Below are 15,047 nucleotides of genomic sequence, written 5' to 3'. Positions count from 1 at the left end.
CTCGGTGGTGACGGATGTCTTTGAAGGTGAAGTCGATGGTGGCACTCGCATTCGCGGTTCTTCTCGTCGGATGCACAGCGGAGCCGCGGAGCGCAGGCGCGTCTTCGGCGTCAGACCCTCCGACGCCTGCGGAGTCGCTCGAAGCCACCGCGACGGGGGTGCCTGTTCCATTGCCTGAGCTCGAGGCAAGGGCACTGGAATCTCTCGACGATGTCAAGATCTTCTTCGCACACCGCTCCGTCGGCGGGAACATCGTGGAGGGCGGCATCCCCGAGGTCTATCGAGAATTCGGACTCGAACCGCCGACCGTCGACGTAGGATTGCCGTCGGCCGATGGCACCTTCGGAGACCATTGGCTGGACCAGACCGAGAACCCGGAATCCAAGCTGCGCGATTTCGATCGCTGGTTGAGGATCGAAGGTGTGGGCGCTAGTGCCGACATCGCGTTCATGAAGCTCGGCTACGTCGACATCGTCGCTGACACCGACGTGCAGCATGTCTTCGACAGCTATCGAGCGATGATGACACGCCTTGAGGGCGACTACCCCGATCTCGTCTTCCTGCACGTGACCGTGTCCGTCACCGGATGGCTTCCGGAAAACAACGCGGCGATCGAGCGGTTCAACCGTCTCATGCGCGAACACTACGGGCAGACAGGCCGGCTCTTCGACCTCGCAGCGGTGGTGTCGACGTGCGATGACGGCCGTAACGAGATGCGCGAGACCGACGACGGTAGCCCTTTCCATGACATGTGTGAGGAGTATACGAGCGATGGCGGTCACCTCAATGAGCACGGAGCGAGGATCGCAGCAGAGGAATTGCTGCGACTGCTCGTCGCGGTCGCGGCAGGAGTCGTACGATGACCGACACTGAACGGTCACTGAGAGTACATGCCGCCCGAGGCGCCGCCTGGAGCGCGGTGAGCTCGATCATCCTGCGTCTCGGGAGCCTGATCGTCGGGATCGTGCTCGCTCGACTTCTGACACCCGAGCAGTTCGGCGTGTATGCCGTCGCGCTGACAGTGCAGTCGATCCTGATGACGGTCGCTGACCTCGGGTTGTCCTCGGACCTGATCAGATCGGACGAACCGGAGAAGATCGCACCGACCATCGCGACCTTGGGCCTGGTGAGCGGCGCGACGATGACGTTCATCACCGCTGCGACGAGCACCTCGCTCGCTCAGCTGATGGGGAGCCCGGAAGCTGCTCCCGCCATCTCGGTCCTGGCATTCACACTGGTGCTCGGCAGTATCAGTCTCGTGCCGTATTCGATGCTGATGCGCCGGTTCCAGCAGCGGGCGATGTTCCTGGTCGGAGCGGTGGATTTCGTCATATCCACGACAGTCACCCTCACGCTGGTGTTCCTGGGCTTCGGAGTGATGGGTTTGGCGATCGGACGCGTCACCGCGCAGATCGTGTCATCGACGCTCCAGTTCTTCCTCGCCGGCGTACGCCCACGGTACGGTCTGGACCGCACCCGGCTGAAGCCGATCCTCGCTTTCGGCCTGCCCATCGCCACGGCGAATCTCCTCGCCTGGGGACTGCTGAACGTCGATAACGTCATCTTGGCAAGGATGGTCGGCGTCACCGCCCTCGGCTACTACGTACTCGCGTTCAACGTCTCCAGCTGGCCGATGAACGCACTTTCGCAGAGTGTTCGTGCCATCTCCATGCCGTATTTCTCCCGAGCCGAGAGCCCGTCGAGCGGGCTGGCGACTGTCGTCGCCATCGGATGGGCCGGAGCGCTGCCGGCGGGCGGCGTGCTAGCAGTGCTCAGCGCGCCGCTGATCAGTGTGCTCTACGGCGATAAGTGGCTGGCGGCGGCACCCGTGCTCGCCGCGCTGGGCGTATATGGGGCCTTGAGAGTGATCTTCGATATCTTCACCGGGTTCCTGTACGCGCGTGGCAGAGCGCAGCCCGTGCTGTGGATCCAGGTTCTCTGGTTGGTCGCACTCGTCATCGGCATGATCATCGTGATCGGTCCCTTCGGGATCGTCGGTGCCGGTTGGGTGCACGTGATCGTGGCAGCAGGCGTCGTGCTTCCGGCGTACCTGATCGTTCTGCGGCAGTCAGGGATCCAGGTGATGCCCTTTGTACGGCGCTCGATCTGGCCGACAGCAGCCGCGATCGCGGCGGTCGGCGTGGCGATTCCGTGTGCAGCATTCATTGACGAGCCGCTGCTCGCGCTGTTGGTGGGTGGATTCTCTGCGGTCGGCGTGTACATCGCGCTGGTATGGCCATGGGCGTGGCGAGAGTGGCGACGAATTCGACCCGAACGATGACTGCGGGCCCGATGATCAAGAGTAGGGGCGGAACGCGGGTGTCTGTCTTGCGAAGAGTGAGCCTGCGGGTCGCTGACATGGCTCTGCGGTGGTTGACGATGCTGACGGACGTCATACCGGCCAAGTATCGTTTCGGCCACTGGAACCGACTGCTTGCAGTGCTGGCTTTCGGCGACCGCCTTCCGGTCGTCGGCCCGGTCGCGGTCGCACCGGCCGTGGTGGATGCGGTAAAACCAGACTTCGTCGGTGCGCGCCTCTCGTGCATGATCTTGGCCGGCGACCTCGACACTGGGGGAGTCGAGACGGTCGTCGCAGCGCTCGCTCCAGGGCTGTCGTCGATCGGATTCGACGTCGAAGTCGTCTGCTCGACGGGCGGTGCCGCGGAGAGGCGGCTTCGGGAGACCGGCGTGCATGTGTCCCTTCTGCCACACGATCAAGTGGGCAGCCATATCGCGCTCCGCCAGCCGGATGTCATCCAGCTGCACCGTCTCGATCCGACTCTGATCGAGACGCTGGGTCCGTGGTGGTCGCGCACTGTGCCCGTGCTTCACGCGATGGAGTCGTATCTCACCGGCGACGTCTGGGACCACGTGGGAGCGCTGTTGCGCGATGCGCCGTCGAGTATCGCTGTCAGCGAGTCGGTACGCGACTACTTCGAGCAGAAAACCGGCACGACGCCGCACGTCGTAGAGAACGGCGTACCTCCGGTCGGTACGCTCGATGGGCCCCAGCGTGCGGCTGCACGTGCGGCTGTGGGGCGGGCGCTGGGCACTGTCTTCGAAGACGGAGATATCGTCGTTCTTGGTCTCCAGCGGTTCAGCGATCAGAAGAACCCGGCCGGTCTTGTGGATGCATTCCTGCTGGCCGCGGAACAGGACCCTCGATTGCACCTCGTCGTGGCAGGGGCCCCGAACAGCTGGCTCGAGATACGTCGCGCGGACATCATCCGCAGAAGGCACGCGAACGGCGACCGCGTCCATTTTTTGGGAGACTCCGATTCCACGGCTCTCTTTCAGGGCTCCGACGTCTTCGCGCTGGACTCCTTTTCAGAGGGTGGACCGATCGCAGCAGTGGAGGCAGTCGCACACGGTTTGCCGATCGTCGTGACCGATGTCGGCTTCGCGCGGGAGCTCGTCGACGCCTGTCGTCCACACGGCGTGCTGATCACGCGCGCGAACGAGGACTTCGGTGAACGGTCGATGGCCCGCCAGCGCAGGAAGCTCCGTCAATCCAATCGGCAGGCGTTCGCAGACGGGATTCTTCAGATTACTCGAGCTGCGGACGCACCGCGGCACCCGCAGCTGCCTGAGCGTTTCACGGAATCGGCCATGATACACAGGCACGCCGAGGTACTGCGTTCGGTGAGCGGCTGGCGCCAGCCCCCGCGTCGTGTCATACTCTGAACGGGTTCGGATATGGGGTCTGGACCGAATACTGGGGTGGTGCGCTTCGGCGCACGTGCAACGCATTGGGGAATGCAGTGTTGAAACTTGTTGTCAGTCGATCGATTCTGGGGGTGACTGCGACAGCCGCGCTTCTGCTCTCGGCGATCGCCGTCCCGACCGCTGCGTCCGCCGCGGATTGCACCACCACCGTCGCGAACGTGGTGGCACATCAGGATGATGACCTCCTTTTCATGAATCCGGATCTGCTGGACGACATCGACGCTGGCGCATGCGTCGTCACGGTGTTCTTGACCGCGGGTGACGACGGACGCGATGCCGACTACTGGCAAGGCCGCGAGCGTGGGTCCCAGGCCGCGTACAACACGATGCTCGGTCTCTCTCCCGATGCGACCTGGCAATCAGGCACGGCGACGTTCGCCGGCAAGCCTGTAGCGATCTCGACGAGTCCCGATGCCGGCTCCATCACGGAGGTCTACCTGCGCCTCCCCGACGGAGGTGTGTTCGGCGAAGGGTACCCGGCCAGGGAGGGACAGTCTCTCTCTCAGCTCTGGGACGGCTCGATCGGCCAGCTCGCCGCGATCGACACCGGTGTGACGTACTCGCGACTGGGGTTGGTCGACACGATCGCCGCGATCGTCGACTCCTACGCGCCGAGCACAGTGCGCGTGCAGGACTCGCGCTCCGGACAATACGATCACGCCGACCACACCAGTGGTGCGCAGTTCGCGCTGGCTGCCCTCGACGGTTTCGCGGGGAACATTCTTTCCTACCGCGGATACAGCTCTCAGACGGAGGCGATCAACGTCACTGGCGACGCCCTGGCCGCGAAGACGGCGGCGATCCGCAGCTACGCCGCGCATGACCATCTGCTCTGCACGGATTCCGTATGCCCCAGCGGCGATGCCGCGCTCTGGACGGAGCGCCAGTACACGGCACCCATTGCCGAGTTGGAGGTGGGCGTGCCAGGACCCGCAGCGTACGACGGACCGAATGTCGCGCGGAACGCGCGGGTGCTGTCTTCCTCCGAAGCGTCCGGGCAGGCGGCGACGCGGACGATCGACAGCGTGGCCGACGGATACCCGGGAGATTGGACGGCGGAGTGGGCGACCCGCTCAGAAGGCGTCGGTGCGTGGTTGCTGTTGTCGTGGTCGTCTGCGCAGACGATCGATCGGGTGTACCTGTACGACCGGCCGAACGATTCGGATCGGATCACCGGAGGGCTTCTGACGTTCTCTGATGGCTCGACCGTGGCGGTGCCGTCGCTGAACAACGATGGTTCGGCCACCGTGGTCACGTTCTCTGCGCGAGTGACGTCATCATTGCAACTCGCGGTGACGTCGGTGTCAGACACCACGGGCAACGTGGGCCTCGCTGAGATCGAGGCGTATAACGGCGATGTGGCTCCGGGCCCTGGTCCCGGAACCGACCCGGACCCGGAGCCGGACCCGGACCCGGAGCCGGAGCCGGTTCCGGTGCAGGTGGGTGTGCCGGGACCGGCGGCGTATGACGGGTCGAACGTGGCGCGGAATGCGTGGGTGTCGGCGTCGTCGCAAGCGTCCGATCAGCCCGCCACTCAGGCGATCGACAGCATCATCGATGGTTATCCGGGGGACTGGTCGGCGGAGTGGTCCAGTCATTATCAGGGCGCTGGTGCGTGGTTGCTGTTGTCGTGGTCGTCTGCGCAGACGATCGATCGGGTGTACCTGTACGACCGGCCGAACGCATCCGATCAGGTCACCGGTGGCGTCCTCACCTTTTCCGACGGATCGACCGTACCGGTGCCGGAGCTGAACAACGATGGCTCGGCCACGATCGTGACGTTCACGGCGCGGGCGACGACGTCGCTGCGATTCACTGTCTCTTCGGTGTCGGAGAGTACCCGCAATGTCGGCCTCGCTGAGATCGAGGCGTATAACGGCGATGCAGAGCCGACACCGACCCCGGTGCCTGAACCTGATCCGGAACCGCAGCCCGATCCGGAACCGGTGCCCGATCCGGAACCGCAGCCCGATCCGGCTCCGGTGCAGGTGGGTGTGCCGGGACCGGCGGCGTATGACGGGCCGAACGTGGCGCGGAATGCGTGGGTGTCGGCGTCGTCGCAGGCGTCCGATCAGGCAGCGACCCAGGCGATCGACGGCGTGATCGACGGTTACCCGGGCAACTGGGCCGCGGAGTGGTCGACGCATTATGAGCGCAATGGCGCATGGCTACTGCTGTCGTGGTCATCGCCGCAGACCATCGATCGGGTTCAGCTTCACGATCGTCCGAATGAGTCGGACCAGATCACCGGCGGAATCTTGACGTTCTCGGATGGATCGACCGTCGTCGTGCCGGAGCTGAACAATGACGGCTCGGCCACGATCGTCACTTTCCCGGCGCGGGTGACGACGTCGTTGCAGTTCACGGTGACGTCGGTCTCGGACAGCAGCCGCAATGTGGGCCTCGCCGAGATTGAGACATACAACGGCTGAGTTCACGCACATGCCTGGCCTTGGGAGGGGACCCATGCACGAAGATGTCGATGACGTGATCGTGATCACGGCGTCCAACAGCTGGACGGACAAGCGCATGGCTGATCATCAGCTGGCAGCAGCGCTCTCTGCCCATACGCGGATTCTCTTCGTTGACCCCTCGGGATTCCGCCCCCCGTCCGTGTCAGAAGAGACGCACGGGACCGCGCACGTGACGGTGATCCGCCCGATGCGGCTGCCGTTCGTGCGGCTGGCATTCACGCAGTTCCTGAGCCGCTTCCTCATCGCCTGGCAGATTCGAAGGGCACTGCGCAGGATGATGGCTCGGCGCACGACCCTACTGGAGGGGAACGTGATGTTTCCTGTCACGGGTCTCATCGACGAGAGCACGGCCGTCTACTGGGCGCAGGACGACTGGCAGGGACTGGCTCCTCTCATCGGGGTGGATCCCGTGGCGCTCGATCGCAACGAGCGAAGAGTGCTCGCACGGAGTCATTCCGTGGTGGCCGCGAACCCACTCGTGGCGGAGCGCCTCCGGACGGCGCATAACAACGTTCACCTGATCCCGTTCGGGGCCAGCACGGACTTGTTCAGCCGAGCAGGCGACTCAGGTCGCGTCAGGGAAGACGAGGATCGTCCGGCGATCTTGATGGGAACGCTGAACTCGCGGATCGACTACAGCATCCTGGACGCAATCGTCCGCGCTGGAGTTCCGCTCCTCATCGCTGGACCGATCGATACGGCCGGCGCAGGCAGCAGGCTCGCTGCGCTGCAGGATGCGGGCAGAGTCGAGTATCTGGGTGCAGTGGATTTCGATCAGCTGCCGTCGGTGCTCGCGCAGTGCTCGGTGGGAATCGTGCCATATGACCGGTCCCGATTCAATCTGGGCAGCTTCCCGCTCAAGACGATCGAATACCTGGCGGCCGGCCTTCCGGTCGTGGCGACGGACCTCCCGGCGATCAGCTGGTTGCAGTGCGACGACGTCCATGTCGCGAACGACCCGACGGTGTTTGCGAACGTGACCCGAGAGCTCTGGCGGCAAGGGCCGCCTGATGCACAGGATAGGGCCCGACGCCGGCAGTTCGCGCGCGGTCATGACTGGAGCGAGCGAGCCGTCGAATTCCTCGGCGTACTCGAAGAAGCGGGTCTGACTCGGAGGGCGGGTGCGCTTTCATGAACCTGCAGCGAGCCGAACCCCGAGTACTCTATGTGCGCACTGAAGGGCAAGCAGCTGTGCCACGGCCGGTACTCCGCGAGCAGGAGGCCGCTGGCGCGGCGCCGCGTCGGGTGCTCGTCGAAGAGATGCTCGGGTTCGACCTGCTCGGAGAATCGGACCTCGCCGGCCTCCCGGGGGTAAGGGGCGCACTGCTGCGACGACTGCCGGTGTTCATCGCACTGGGCCTGGAGGTCGCCCGGCGCAGGCGCGACTACGACGTCGTCGTCTCGTGGGCTGAGAAGTACTCTGTGGGCATCGCGGCGATGCTGATGTTGTGCTGGCGACGGCCGCGACACGTCGCGATCATGGACTGGATATCCAAGCCGATCGTGCGCGTTCCGCTACGCATCCTTCGGCGAGGCATCGATCGGATCCTGACATGGAGCTCGGTGCAGGGCGAGTTCGCCGTGACACGCATCGGCTTCGCCAGGGATCAGATCACGTTCATCGAGCATCCGGTCGACCAGGAGTTCTTCGCACCGATGCGGCAGGAACCGGCGATCATATTCTCGGCGGGGGAGACTCAGCGCGACTTCCAGACGTTGATCGATGCGGTCAGTGGGCTGCAGACTCCCACGCTGATCGCGGCGTCACGAATCGGTGTGTTCAACGGTTTCCGCACGTATCTGACGGACGCGCAGGAGCTTTCGCTGCCGGTCGGAGTGACGGTGAAGACCATGGATCCCCAAGAGCTTCGTCGCTCGTATGCGCAGGCGAAGGTGGTGGTCGTGCCATTGACACCGGCGGAGAACAACGCCGGGATCAGCGTTCTGCTGGAGGCGATGTCGATGGGGCGACCGGTGGTCGTGACCCGCACCGAAGGACAGGTCGATGTCGTGCGCGACGGCGAGAACGGCCTGTATGTGCCGCCGCAGGACCCCATTGCGCTGCGCGACGCGATCGGGCGTCTCTTGGCGCAGCGGGAGTTCGCGGAGACGCTCGGACGAACGGCACGTGAAGACGTTCTCGAAAAGCATCGAGTGGAGGCTTTCGCCGCCGCTGTGCGCAATGCTGCGCACAGCGCGGCACGGAGAGGGAGCGAGGTCTCCGTCGAACGGATCCGCGAATCCTGATCTGACCTGGGGAGGAAATACATGATCATTCGCGAGCTGCTGCAGACGCTCCGTAGGGGCTGGGCGATCGTCGCCGTGGTGCTCATCGCCACGGCGGGGGCGGCTGCATTCCTGATGTCGACGTCTGGCGTGTACACGACGCGAACTGTGGTCGCCTTCACACTGCCGGACGGCACGGACCTTACGGATGACGGGTCTGCAGAGCCCGGCATCGTCACGTTCGCTGCGACGGTCGCCAGTGAGGTCGACGACAACGTCATGCGGCCGCGCTACGCGGATGCGGATGCTCGGGCGTACGGCGCGGGTGTGCGGCGAGGGGTCTTCGTCGGAGTTCCGGACGTGGGCGGCCAGTGGACGGTCGTGCATCAGCGGGCGGTGATCACCGTCGAGGTGGTCGGCCCGACATATCAGTGGGTGAAGGAACAGCAGGCGTCGACGATCGCGCGCGTGATCGCAGCCGCGGATTCGCAGCAGGACGCCATCGGGATAGCCGAGTCGGCGCGCCTGCTGTACACAGTCGAAGCTCTTTCCGAGGAGATCGAGCACGTCGTGCCGAGCAGGTCATCCCAGATCATGGCAGTGGCCGCGCTCGGTGTCGCAGGGGCGATGGTCGCGGTGTTCGCGGCGGCGTGGTGGGACGCAAGACACAAGCGATATCAATTCACGGCGGCGGGGTCTCGCCGGCGTGCAGAGGGGGTTCGGTGAAGTGAACGTAGCAGACATGATGGGGGCGCTCGGGCGACGATGGTACGTCCTGGTGGCGGGACTGATCATCGCGGGGCTGGCGGCGTATGGGGCGTGGACGCTGGTGAAGGTCGAGTACACCCGCACCGCGACGCAGCTGATGCTGCCAGGGCCCGGGACGATTCCCGATAACGCCAACCCGTTCCTCTTCGTCGGTGGGCTGTCGCAGGCAGCGGATGTGCTGGTGCGAAAGATGGGTTCACCGGACGTGTTGTCACAGGTGGAGGACGCGTATCCCGACGTCGAGATCGTCATCACCCGTGATCCGCTGAGCTCCGGGCCGGTCATCCTCGCGTCCGTGACGTCGCCGAGTGACGCCGACGCAGAGGCGGTGATCGACGATCTGCTCGAGCTGACCGGTTCCACGCTGCTCGACATCCAGCGTACGCAGGGCATACCCAGCACTGACCGGATCTCTCTGGTCACACTCACAACTGATGACGAAGGCCTGGTCGAGCAGAAGACACGCCTTGTCGCCTCCGGCATCGCCGGTGCCGGTACGGTGGCGCTGACACTGCTGATGGTCGCGCTGATCGACGGTCTCGCGAGGTCGCGGTCGCAGCGGCGAGGCCGGTCACGCTCGGCGGTGGAGCACGCGAAGCATGAGGAGGGGGCGGATGATGATCTCCTCGTCACCGATGAGGTCGCCGATGAGCACGCCGAAGAGCACACCGGTGAGCACGCCGAAGATCGCGCTGAGGATGAAGTCGAGGAGCACACCCGGTCGGGATCCGATCCCGAATACGAACACGAGCCGGGAGCGGTCGGCGAATCGCCGAACGACACAGAAACGCCGCACGACTCGGAACCGCCGATAGAAGACGGCACGTCGACGAAGAAGAAGACGCGCCTGCGCAGGAAGACCGCCGTGGTGGCGGGCAGATGATGAGCACGCCGGCGCTGCTCCCGACTCCGGTCGCCGCGATAAGTCATCGGGGAATACGACAGCGACGCGGTCTCTCGGCGGTGACGATGCTCACGATCTATCTCGTGCTGCTGGTCGGATTCCCCTCGAATCTGGCCATCAGCGCTCTGGGAGCATACGGCCGGCCTCAGTTCCTGTGGGGCGTGGTTCTCTTCGTATGGTGGGCCTTCTCCCGGTTACAGACTCAGCGTCGACCGGTCGAGGTGGTCGGGCAGCCCGTGAGAGTCGCACTCGGCGTGTTCCTGGTGATCGTATTGATCGGATTCGCTGTCGCGCTGCTGCGCGGGCAGCCTGCCGACCAGGTGAGCCCGGCGATCTCGGCAATACTGCGGTACGTGTCCTGGACCGGTGTGGTGCTGGTGGCGATCGACGGGATCCGGTCGATGTCCGACCTGCTCACCATCCTGCGTCGAATCGTGATCGCGTGCTCTCTGCTGGCGATGCTCGGCATCGTGCAGTTCCTCACCGGTCAGAGCTTTCTCGAAGTGTTCAGCGGGTTGCCCGGGTTCTCCGAATCCGCAGGCGGCATCGACACCCGCGGCATGTTCCTGCGCTCATCCGGCACGGCGACGCATCCGCTGGAGTATGGGACAGCGCTCTCAGTCGCCGTCCCTTTGGCGCTGGCCGTGGCGATTCTGCGAGTCGCACATCGGCATGAATCCCGGCGTCTTCGGTGGTGGGTCTTCCTCGCCGTACTGGCAGTGGCGTCCTTCCTGGCCGTGTCGCGATCGACTCTGATCGGTTTCGCTGTCGGGGTGCTCTTCATGATTCCCGCGCTGCCGCGCCGATATCGTGCGGTCATCATCGTCGGAGGCGCGATCCTGGCGGCAGTCGTCGTGGTCGCGACACCCGGGCTCTACGGCACGGTCGTGGGAATGTTCCTCGGCGTGGGAAATGACTCCAGCACCCAGTCGCGTCAGGCAGGTCTCGCATTGGCCCCGGTGTTCCTGAGCGCGGTGCCTCTGCTCGGCGTGGGAGCCGGCACCCTCTTGCCGCGTTACTTCATCTTCGACAATCAATGGCTCGGAACTCTCATCGAGACCGGCATCCTGGGTGTGCTCGCATTCGCGGCGATATTCGTCGTCGCGGTATGGAGCGCGGCGTCTGCCGCGCGTCGAGCGGAGCGGGACGACACCCGGCTCGTGGGGCGTGCCCTCGCTGCGTCGACGGCGACCGCCGGGCTACTGCTGGCGTTCTTCGACGGACTCTCGTTTCCGATCGCCGCCGGCCTGCTGTTCCTGCTCTTCGGCCTCTGCGGTGCGATTCGGACGATCTCGTGGGCCAATGCGCAGGAGTTCCAATACGCGCACTGGTCGTCGCCCGCGGGTTCGGCGAGCCAGGATGCGGTGGCGGGCCCCGTGCGCGCATCGAGCGTCGTGCGTTCGGCAGCCTGACGCCGAGAGCCGGACGAGTCGCGACACTGACGAGGGGCACGCGGACGATCAGCCCAGCCGTCGTACCGCGGACTTCACCCTATCCAGCGAATCCTTGCCGCCGACTCGTAGGATCATCTTCTTGCCGAATGAGCGCCCGTGATCGCGCAGATCACGCAATGGTCGCAGCACCGAGCGATCCATCCATATGCGACCCGGCTGCGTCGCGGCGACCTCATCCAGCTGCCCTGGAAATGAACCCCGGTGCGCAGCGGTGTCGATGCGTACACCGCGCACCCGGTTGCTGACGTTTTGTCCGTGGATGATCTGCAGCCATGCTGGCGGTCCGTCCTCGCTCACCACGGGCAGATGATGGTGCAGCAGATTGTGCCAGTCGCGCCACGCGGTGACGGGAGCGTTCCACGACTCGCTCACGCTGCAGAAGGCGTTCTCCGGATCGTCACGCAGATAGACCGCGTCGCCCTGAAGGATGAGGCCGTTGCGCAGATAGATCGCGTGACCGGGATGTCGTCGAGCAGCGTGCTGCAGTCGCTCGATGAAGTCGATGGCCACGGCGTCATCGTTGTCCAGGTTCGTCGTCAACAGGAGCTCACCGCGATCCTCGAACACCGTACGGGCATCCAGAACGACATCCTGCCAGTCGACCCGCTCGCGGTAGATCGCGACGAAGAGTCCCTCGTCGACGAGCGGCGCCAGCCGCTCGATCAGCCACTGCGGGCTCTCCGGATCGAAGTAGATCATCCAAGTGAAGTTCCGAACAGTCTGTGCGCGCATGGTCGCGACGGTGTGACGCTCGAACAGAATCACGCGGTTCTGCAGCCAGCCTTCCTGCGCGCGCACGAGGCTCTCCGGTCCTGGTGTTGGCAGATTGAACCGCGTCAGCACGAGATGGTCGATGGTGGTCATGATTGCCTCCTGATGGCGTTCTCGACTCGTCGCACCCGCGGCGCGATCCAGGTGCGCACCGACTCGAGTCCGCGCACCGACCGCCCCAGCGGACCTCGATCGAAGCTCTGCACATCGACGCCGAACGCGCTGGCGCGCATCCGCCCGGCGAGCATCGCAGCGATGACCGCATCGCTGCGCTCGTGATTGCTGCCTCGCGGCGGAGCCGGAACGCGCAACGCGAGCGGGAACAGTTGGCGCGGACCGTGCCAGTCCAGTGCGACGGTCGCGGGCAGCCCATGACGTTGCGCCTGCGCGAGCGCCCAGTCGTTCGGGCGTATACCGTCATACTTACGGTTCCACACTTCGATCCCGGCCAGGTGCGGCGCCCAGGCCGGATCGAATTCTCTCCACGCATCGCGTCGCCGCGGATGCGCGAAGATCGCCGCGGCTCCGTCCGAGCGCGCGCCCCGCACCAGATCATCGATGACGGGGGATCGGCCGTAGAAAGGCGCGCGTCCGAACACGGGCAGGTGCACGACGTGGTCGGGGTCCTGGTATTCGACACCGGGCACAAGCACGAATCCGGTCTCGTCACCGATCCGGTCGCACTCGTTCTGTATGCGCGCCCAGGTGCCGGCATCCATCGTGCGGTCGTGATCGCACACCAGCGCTCCATCGAATCCTGCCCGGCGAAGCACACGCACGAGACGCCCGAGCTCCCAATCGGAGTCGTCGGAGAAGGAGGAATGGATGTGTGGTGCGAGGCGCAGAACGGTCATCTCTTCTTCCTGCCTGCGACGAGCTCGCTCAGGGTGCCGATCGTATCGCTGGCGAGGACCGACGGCCGTCTCGAATTCCAGTTGTACAACCGGTCGCGGCGCGAGATCCGCGTCAGATTGCGGAGCGTTCCCCACCGGCTCGGCCATTCGGTCATAGCCTGCGACTGCGGACCGCGCAGTACGAAGAGCAGGTGCGCGATCTCGCGGCCGAGATGTCGTGCGACGACCGGAGCCGGAGCCGTCGGCGGCGCAGGCGTCTGTGGCAGCCCCAGCGCGAATTGGGTCGCCCAAGCCGGATACTCGAAGCCTCGATGTCGAGCGAGCGCGAGGCTTCCCCAAGCGCGCCCGTTGAGCTCCATGAACCATGGCACACCGTCATCGTCGCGCAGGAGTTCGACCATGAACATCCCACGCCAGTCGAGATCCGCGATCAGCCGACGAACAGCATCCTCCAACTCTGGTGCGACGTCGATCGACATGCACGCGGAGGACGCCGACCCGTGCGGGTTGACCATGCGTACGCGACGATGGGCGCTGAGGGATGCCACGCCGTCTTCGTTCACGTATCCGAAGACACCCTCGCCCACGCCGTGCAGATATGGCTGAACGAGCAGCGGCCCATCGCCTAGCCCGGAGCACGCCTCGGAGAGCTCGCTCGGATCCGCCACGATGGCTCCCCGGGGGCGGGTGAGGCGGTCACCGTCGGCGCGCACGGCATCGGCTGGCTTGACGACCACCGGCCAGACAAGACTCGTGAGTTCGGTGGCCGAACCCACGAGGCGAGTCGGCGGCACCCGGAGTCCGGCGGCCTCGGCGGCCTGGATCTGAGCGTGCTTGTTCAATGCCACGGCCGCGCTATCCGGCGTCGGCCCGACCACGACGGCCCGCTCGAAGTCGATGCATGACGTGAGCCACAGCGAGGCGTCGTCGAGCGGAAGAACGGCATCCGGTTCCACCTGCGCGACCAGGGCTCGCAGGTCGTCCAGGCACTGCTCGATGCTGACCTCGGGAGGTGTGATCTCATGAATCTCCACGCCGCGCACCCGGCTGAGTGCGCTGCGGGTGCCGCGTCGAGCGAATGCGACGACGCGCATGTCGGCCTTCTGCAGCGACCATGCCGCTTCGATCGCGGCGAACGCCTGAGCGAACCCCATCAGCACTATGGGTCGCGGTGTCATCGCCATCTCTTGACCGCCTGCTTGATCGGACGCATCGGCCATCGGCCGGCGGTGAGGTTTGGCGCATCGAGGAGATTCCGGATGCTGTTCACGGTGTCGCTGTGGATGACGGAGTACCTGGTGCGCAGCCACGATTTGGCATGAGACCAGCCCTCGTCGACGGAGTAGGCGCGCAGGAGGTCGTGGCGGCGCAGCTCGCTGAGAACCGCCCGGTCGTACAGTCCCTGTGGGAACGCGGCGTATCGCGTCGGACGCCCGATGATGTCCTGCAGCGCTCCGGTCGAGGTGATGAGCTCGCGATGCAGCTCGCCCTCACGGGCCAGCTCTGGCCACGGTCGGTGGCTCGCTCCGTGGGTGCCGAAGCCCATGCCGGACTGAGCCAGCTCGATGATCTGGTCGGACGTGAGCGAACCAGGAGTGTCGATGCGGTCGGTGATGACGAAGAAACGCGCCTGCACGCGCCGTTCGAGCAGGGCCGGCATGCCGATCTCGAAGTCGGATTCGTTCGCGTCATCGAACGTGAACTCCACATGTCGACGATGCGCGAGAGCGGTGTCGAGGATGCTGTGGAAGTTCTCCGGCGTGATCCAGAAGCGCTCTTCACCGGGTTCGAGGTCGCGCCGCGGCGTGCCGATCCCGTGGAAGTTGAGAGTGATGACCCGCGGAGCGGATGCGGACTTTGCGGACATGGT

13 protein-coding genes are annotated in these 15,047 nt (G+C 65.1%); 9 read left to right on the top strand and 4 right to left on the bottom strand.

The window, feature by feature from the left end:
- Positions 1-14: 14 nt before the first annotated feature.
- The 9 genes from JF52_RS0103355 (at position 15) to JF52_RS0103315 (ending at position 11,510) form a co-directional block, all read left to right on the top strand.
- The gene (locus tag JF52_RS0103355; protein ID WP_152594810.1) at positions 15-863 is read left to right on the top strand and encodes an SGNH/GDSL hydrolase family protein; all 849 of its coding nucleotides are present in this window, start codon (positions 15-17) and stop codon (positions 861-863) included.
- Positions 860-2,281, top strand: a complete 1,422-nt coding sequence (locus JF52_RS16250) for an oligosaccharide flippase family protein (RefSeq protein WP_084595529.1) — start codon at positions 860-862, stop codon at positions 2,279-2,281. The genes JF52_RS0103355 and JF52_RS16250 overlap by 4 nt, the downstream gene beginning before the upstream one ends.
- A 77-nt stretch (positions 2,282-2,358) precedes the next feature.
- Complete coding sequence (locus JF52_RS0103345) at positions 2,359-3,684, top strand: glycosyltransferase (RefSeq protein WP_033105033.1); 1,326 nt, start codon at positions 2,359-2,361, stop codon at positions 3,682-3,684.
- Between the two features lie 113 nt (positions 3,685-3,797).
- Positions 3,798-6,158 carry a DUF7402 domain-containing protein gene (locus tag JF52_RS17410; protein ID WP_033105032.1) on the top strand — a complete coding sequence of 787 codons (2,361 nt, stop codon included), beginning with the start codon at positions 3,798-3,800 and terminating at the stop codon, positions 6,156-6,158.
- Positions 6,159-6,192: 34 nt separating this feature from the next.
- On the top strand, positions 6,193-7,335 hold the full coding sequence (locus JF52_RS0103335) for a glycosyltransferase (protein WP_033105031.1): 1,143 nt from the start codon (positions 6,193-6,195) through the stop codon (positions 7,333-7,335).
- 56 nt (positions 7,336-7,391) lie between these two features.
- On the top strand, positions 7,392-8,447 hold the full coding sequence (locus JF52_RS0103330) for a glycosyltransferase family 4 protein (protein ID WP_160175020.1): 1,056 nt from the start codon (positions 7,392-7,394) through the stop codon (positions 8,445-8,447).
- A gap of 21 nt (positions 8,448-8,468) precedes the next feature.
- Positions 8,469-9,152 (top strand): hypothetical protein, encoded by a 684-nt coding sequence (locus JF52_RS16415; protein WP_052166724.1) that lies wholly within the window; start codon positions 8,469-8,471, stop codon positions 9,150-9,152.
- A 1-nt stretch (position 9,153) separates the two neighbouring features.
- Positions 9,154-10,077 (top strand): YveK family protein, encoded by a 924-nt coding sequence (locus JF52_RS0103320; protein WP_152594809.1) that lies wholly within the window; start codon positions 9,154-9,156, stop codon positions 10,075-10,077.
- Positions 10,074-11,510: an O-antigen ligase family protein gene (locus tag JF52_RS0103315; protein ID WP_052166723.1), complete on the top strand. Its 1,437-nt coding sequence runs from the start codon at positions 10,074-10,076 to the stop codon at positions 11,508-11,510. The genes JF52_RS0103320 and JF52_RS0103315 overlap by 4 nt, the downstream gene beginning before the upstream one ends.
- Positions 11,511-11,558: 48 nt before the next feature.
- On the opposite strand, the gene JF52_RS0103310 is transcribed toward JF52_RS0103315, so the two are convergent.
- The 4 genes from JF52_RS0103310 to JF52_RS0103295 are packed head-to-tail and all read right to left on the bottom strand — an operon-like array spanning position 11,559 to position 15,044.
- Positions 11,559-12,416, bottom strand: coding sequence for a glycosyltransferase (locus JF52_RS0103310; protein ID WP_033105027.1), 858 nt, complete (start codon positions 12,414-12,416; stop codon positions 11,559-11,561).
- Positions 12,413-13,177, bottom strand: coding sequence for a PHP domain-containing protein (locus JF52_RS0103305; RefSeq protein WP_033105026.1), 765 nt, complete (start codon positions 13,175-13,177; stop codon positions 12,413-12,415). The genes JF52_RS0103310 and JF52_RS0103305 overlap by 4 nt, the downstream gene beginning before the upstream one ends.
- On the bottom strand, positions 13,174-14,355 hold the full coding sequence (locus tag JF52_RS0103300; protein WP_152594807.1) for an ATP-grasp domain-containing protein: 1,182 nt from the start codon (positions 14,353-14,355) through the stop codon (positions 13,174-13,176). Before JF52_RS0103300 ends, JF52_RS0103305 begins: the two co-directional genes overlap by 4 nt.
- A complete protein-coding gene (locus tag JF52_RS0103295) occupies positions 14,352-15,044 on the bottom strand; it encodes a polysaccharide deacetylase family protein (RefSeq protein ID WP_033105024.1) in 693 nt (230 codons plus the stop codon). Before JF52_RS0103295 ends, JF52_RS0103300 begins: the two co-directional genes overlap by 4 nt.
- Between the last annotated feature and the right edge of the window lie 3 nt (positions 15,045-15,047).

Origin of the sequence: Microbacterium profundi, assembly GCF_000763375.1 — a bacterium.
Taxonomy (GTDB): Bacteria; Actinomycetota; Actinomycetes; order Actinomycetales; family Microbacteriaceae; genus Microbacterium; species Microbacterium profundi.
The sequence above is the reverse complement of the archived record's forward strand: the minus strand, read 5'-3'. Positions and strand labels throughout refer to the sequence as shown.

Coding starts and splice junctions, on each gene's coding strand:
- JF52_RS0103355 (WP_152594810.1), top strand. CDS start 15: ATGTCTTTGAAGGTGAAGTCGATGGTGGCACTCGCATTCGCGGTTCTT.
- JF52_RS16250 (WP_084595529.1), top strand. CDS start 860: ATGACCGACACTGAACGGTCACTGAGAGTACATGCCGCCCGAGGCGCC.
- JF52_RS0103345 (WP_033105033.1), top strand. CDS start 2,359: ATGGCTCTGCGGTGGTTGACGATGCTGACGGACGTCATACCGGCCAAG.
- JF52_RS0103335 (WP_033105031.1), top strand. CDS start 6,193: ATGCACGAAGATGTCGATGACGTGATCGTGATCACGGCGTCCAACAGC.
- JF52_RS16415 (WP_052166724.1), top strand. CDS start 8,469: ATGATCATTCGCGAGCTGCTGCAGACGCTCCGTAGGGGCTGGGCGATC.
- JF52_RS0103315 (WP_052166723.1), top strand. CDS start 10,074: ATGATGAGCACGCCGGCGCTGCTCCCGACTCCGGTCGCCGCGATAAGT.
- JF52_RS0103310 (WP_033105027.1), bottom strand. CDS start 12,416: ATGACCACCATCGACCATCTCGTGCTGACGCGGTTCAATCTGCCAACA.
- JF52_RS0103305 (WP_033105026.1), bottom strand. CDS start 13,177: ATGACCGTTCTGCGCCTCGCACCACACATCCATTCCTCCTTCTCCGAC.
- JF52_RS0103300 (WP_152594807.1), bottom strand. CDS start 14,355: ATGACACCGCGACCCATAGTGCTGATGGGGTTCGCTCAGGCGTTCGCC.
- JF52_RS0103295 (WP_033105024.1), bottom strand. CDS start 15,044: ATGTCCGCAAAGTCCGCATCCGCTCCGCGGGTCATCACTCTCAACTTC.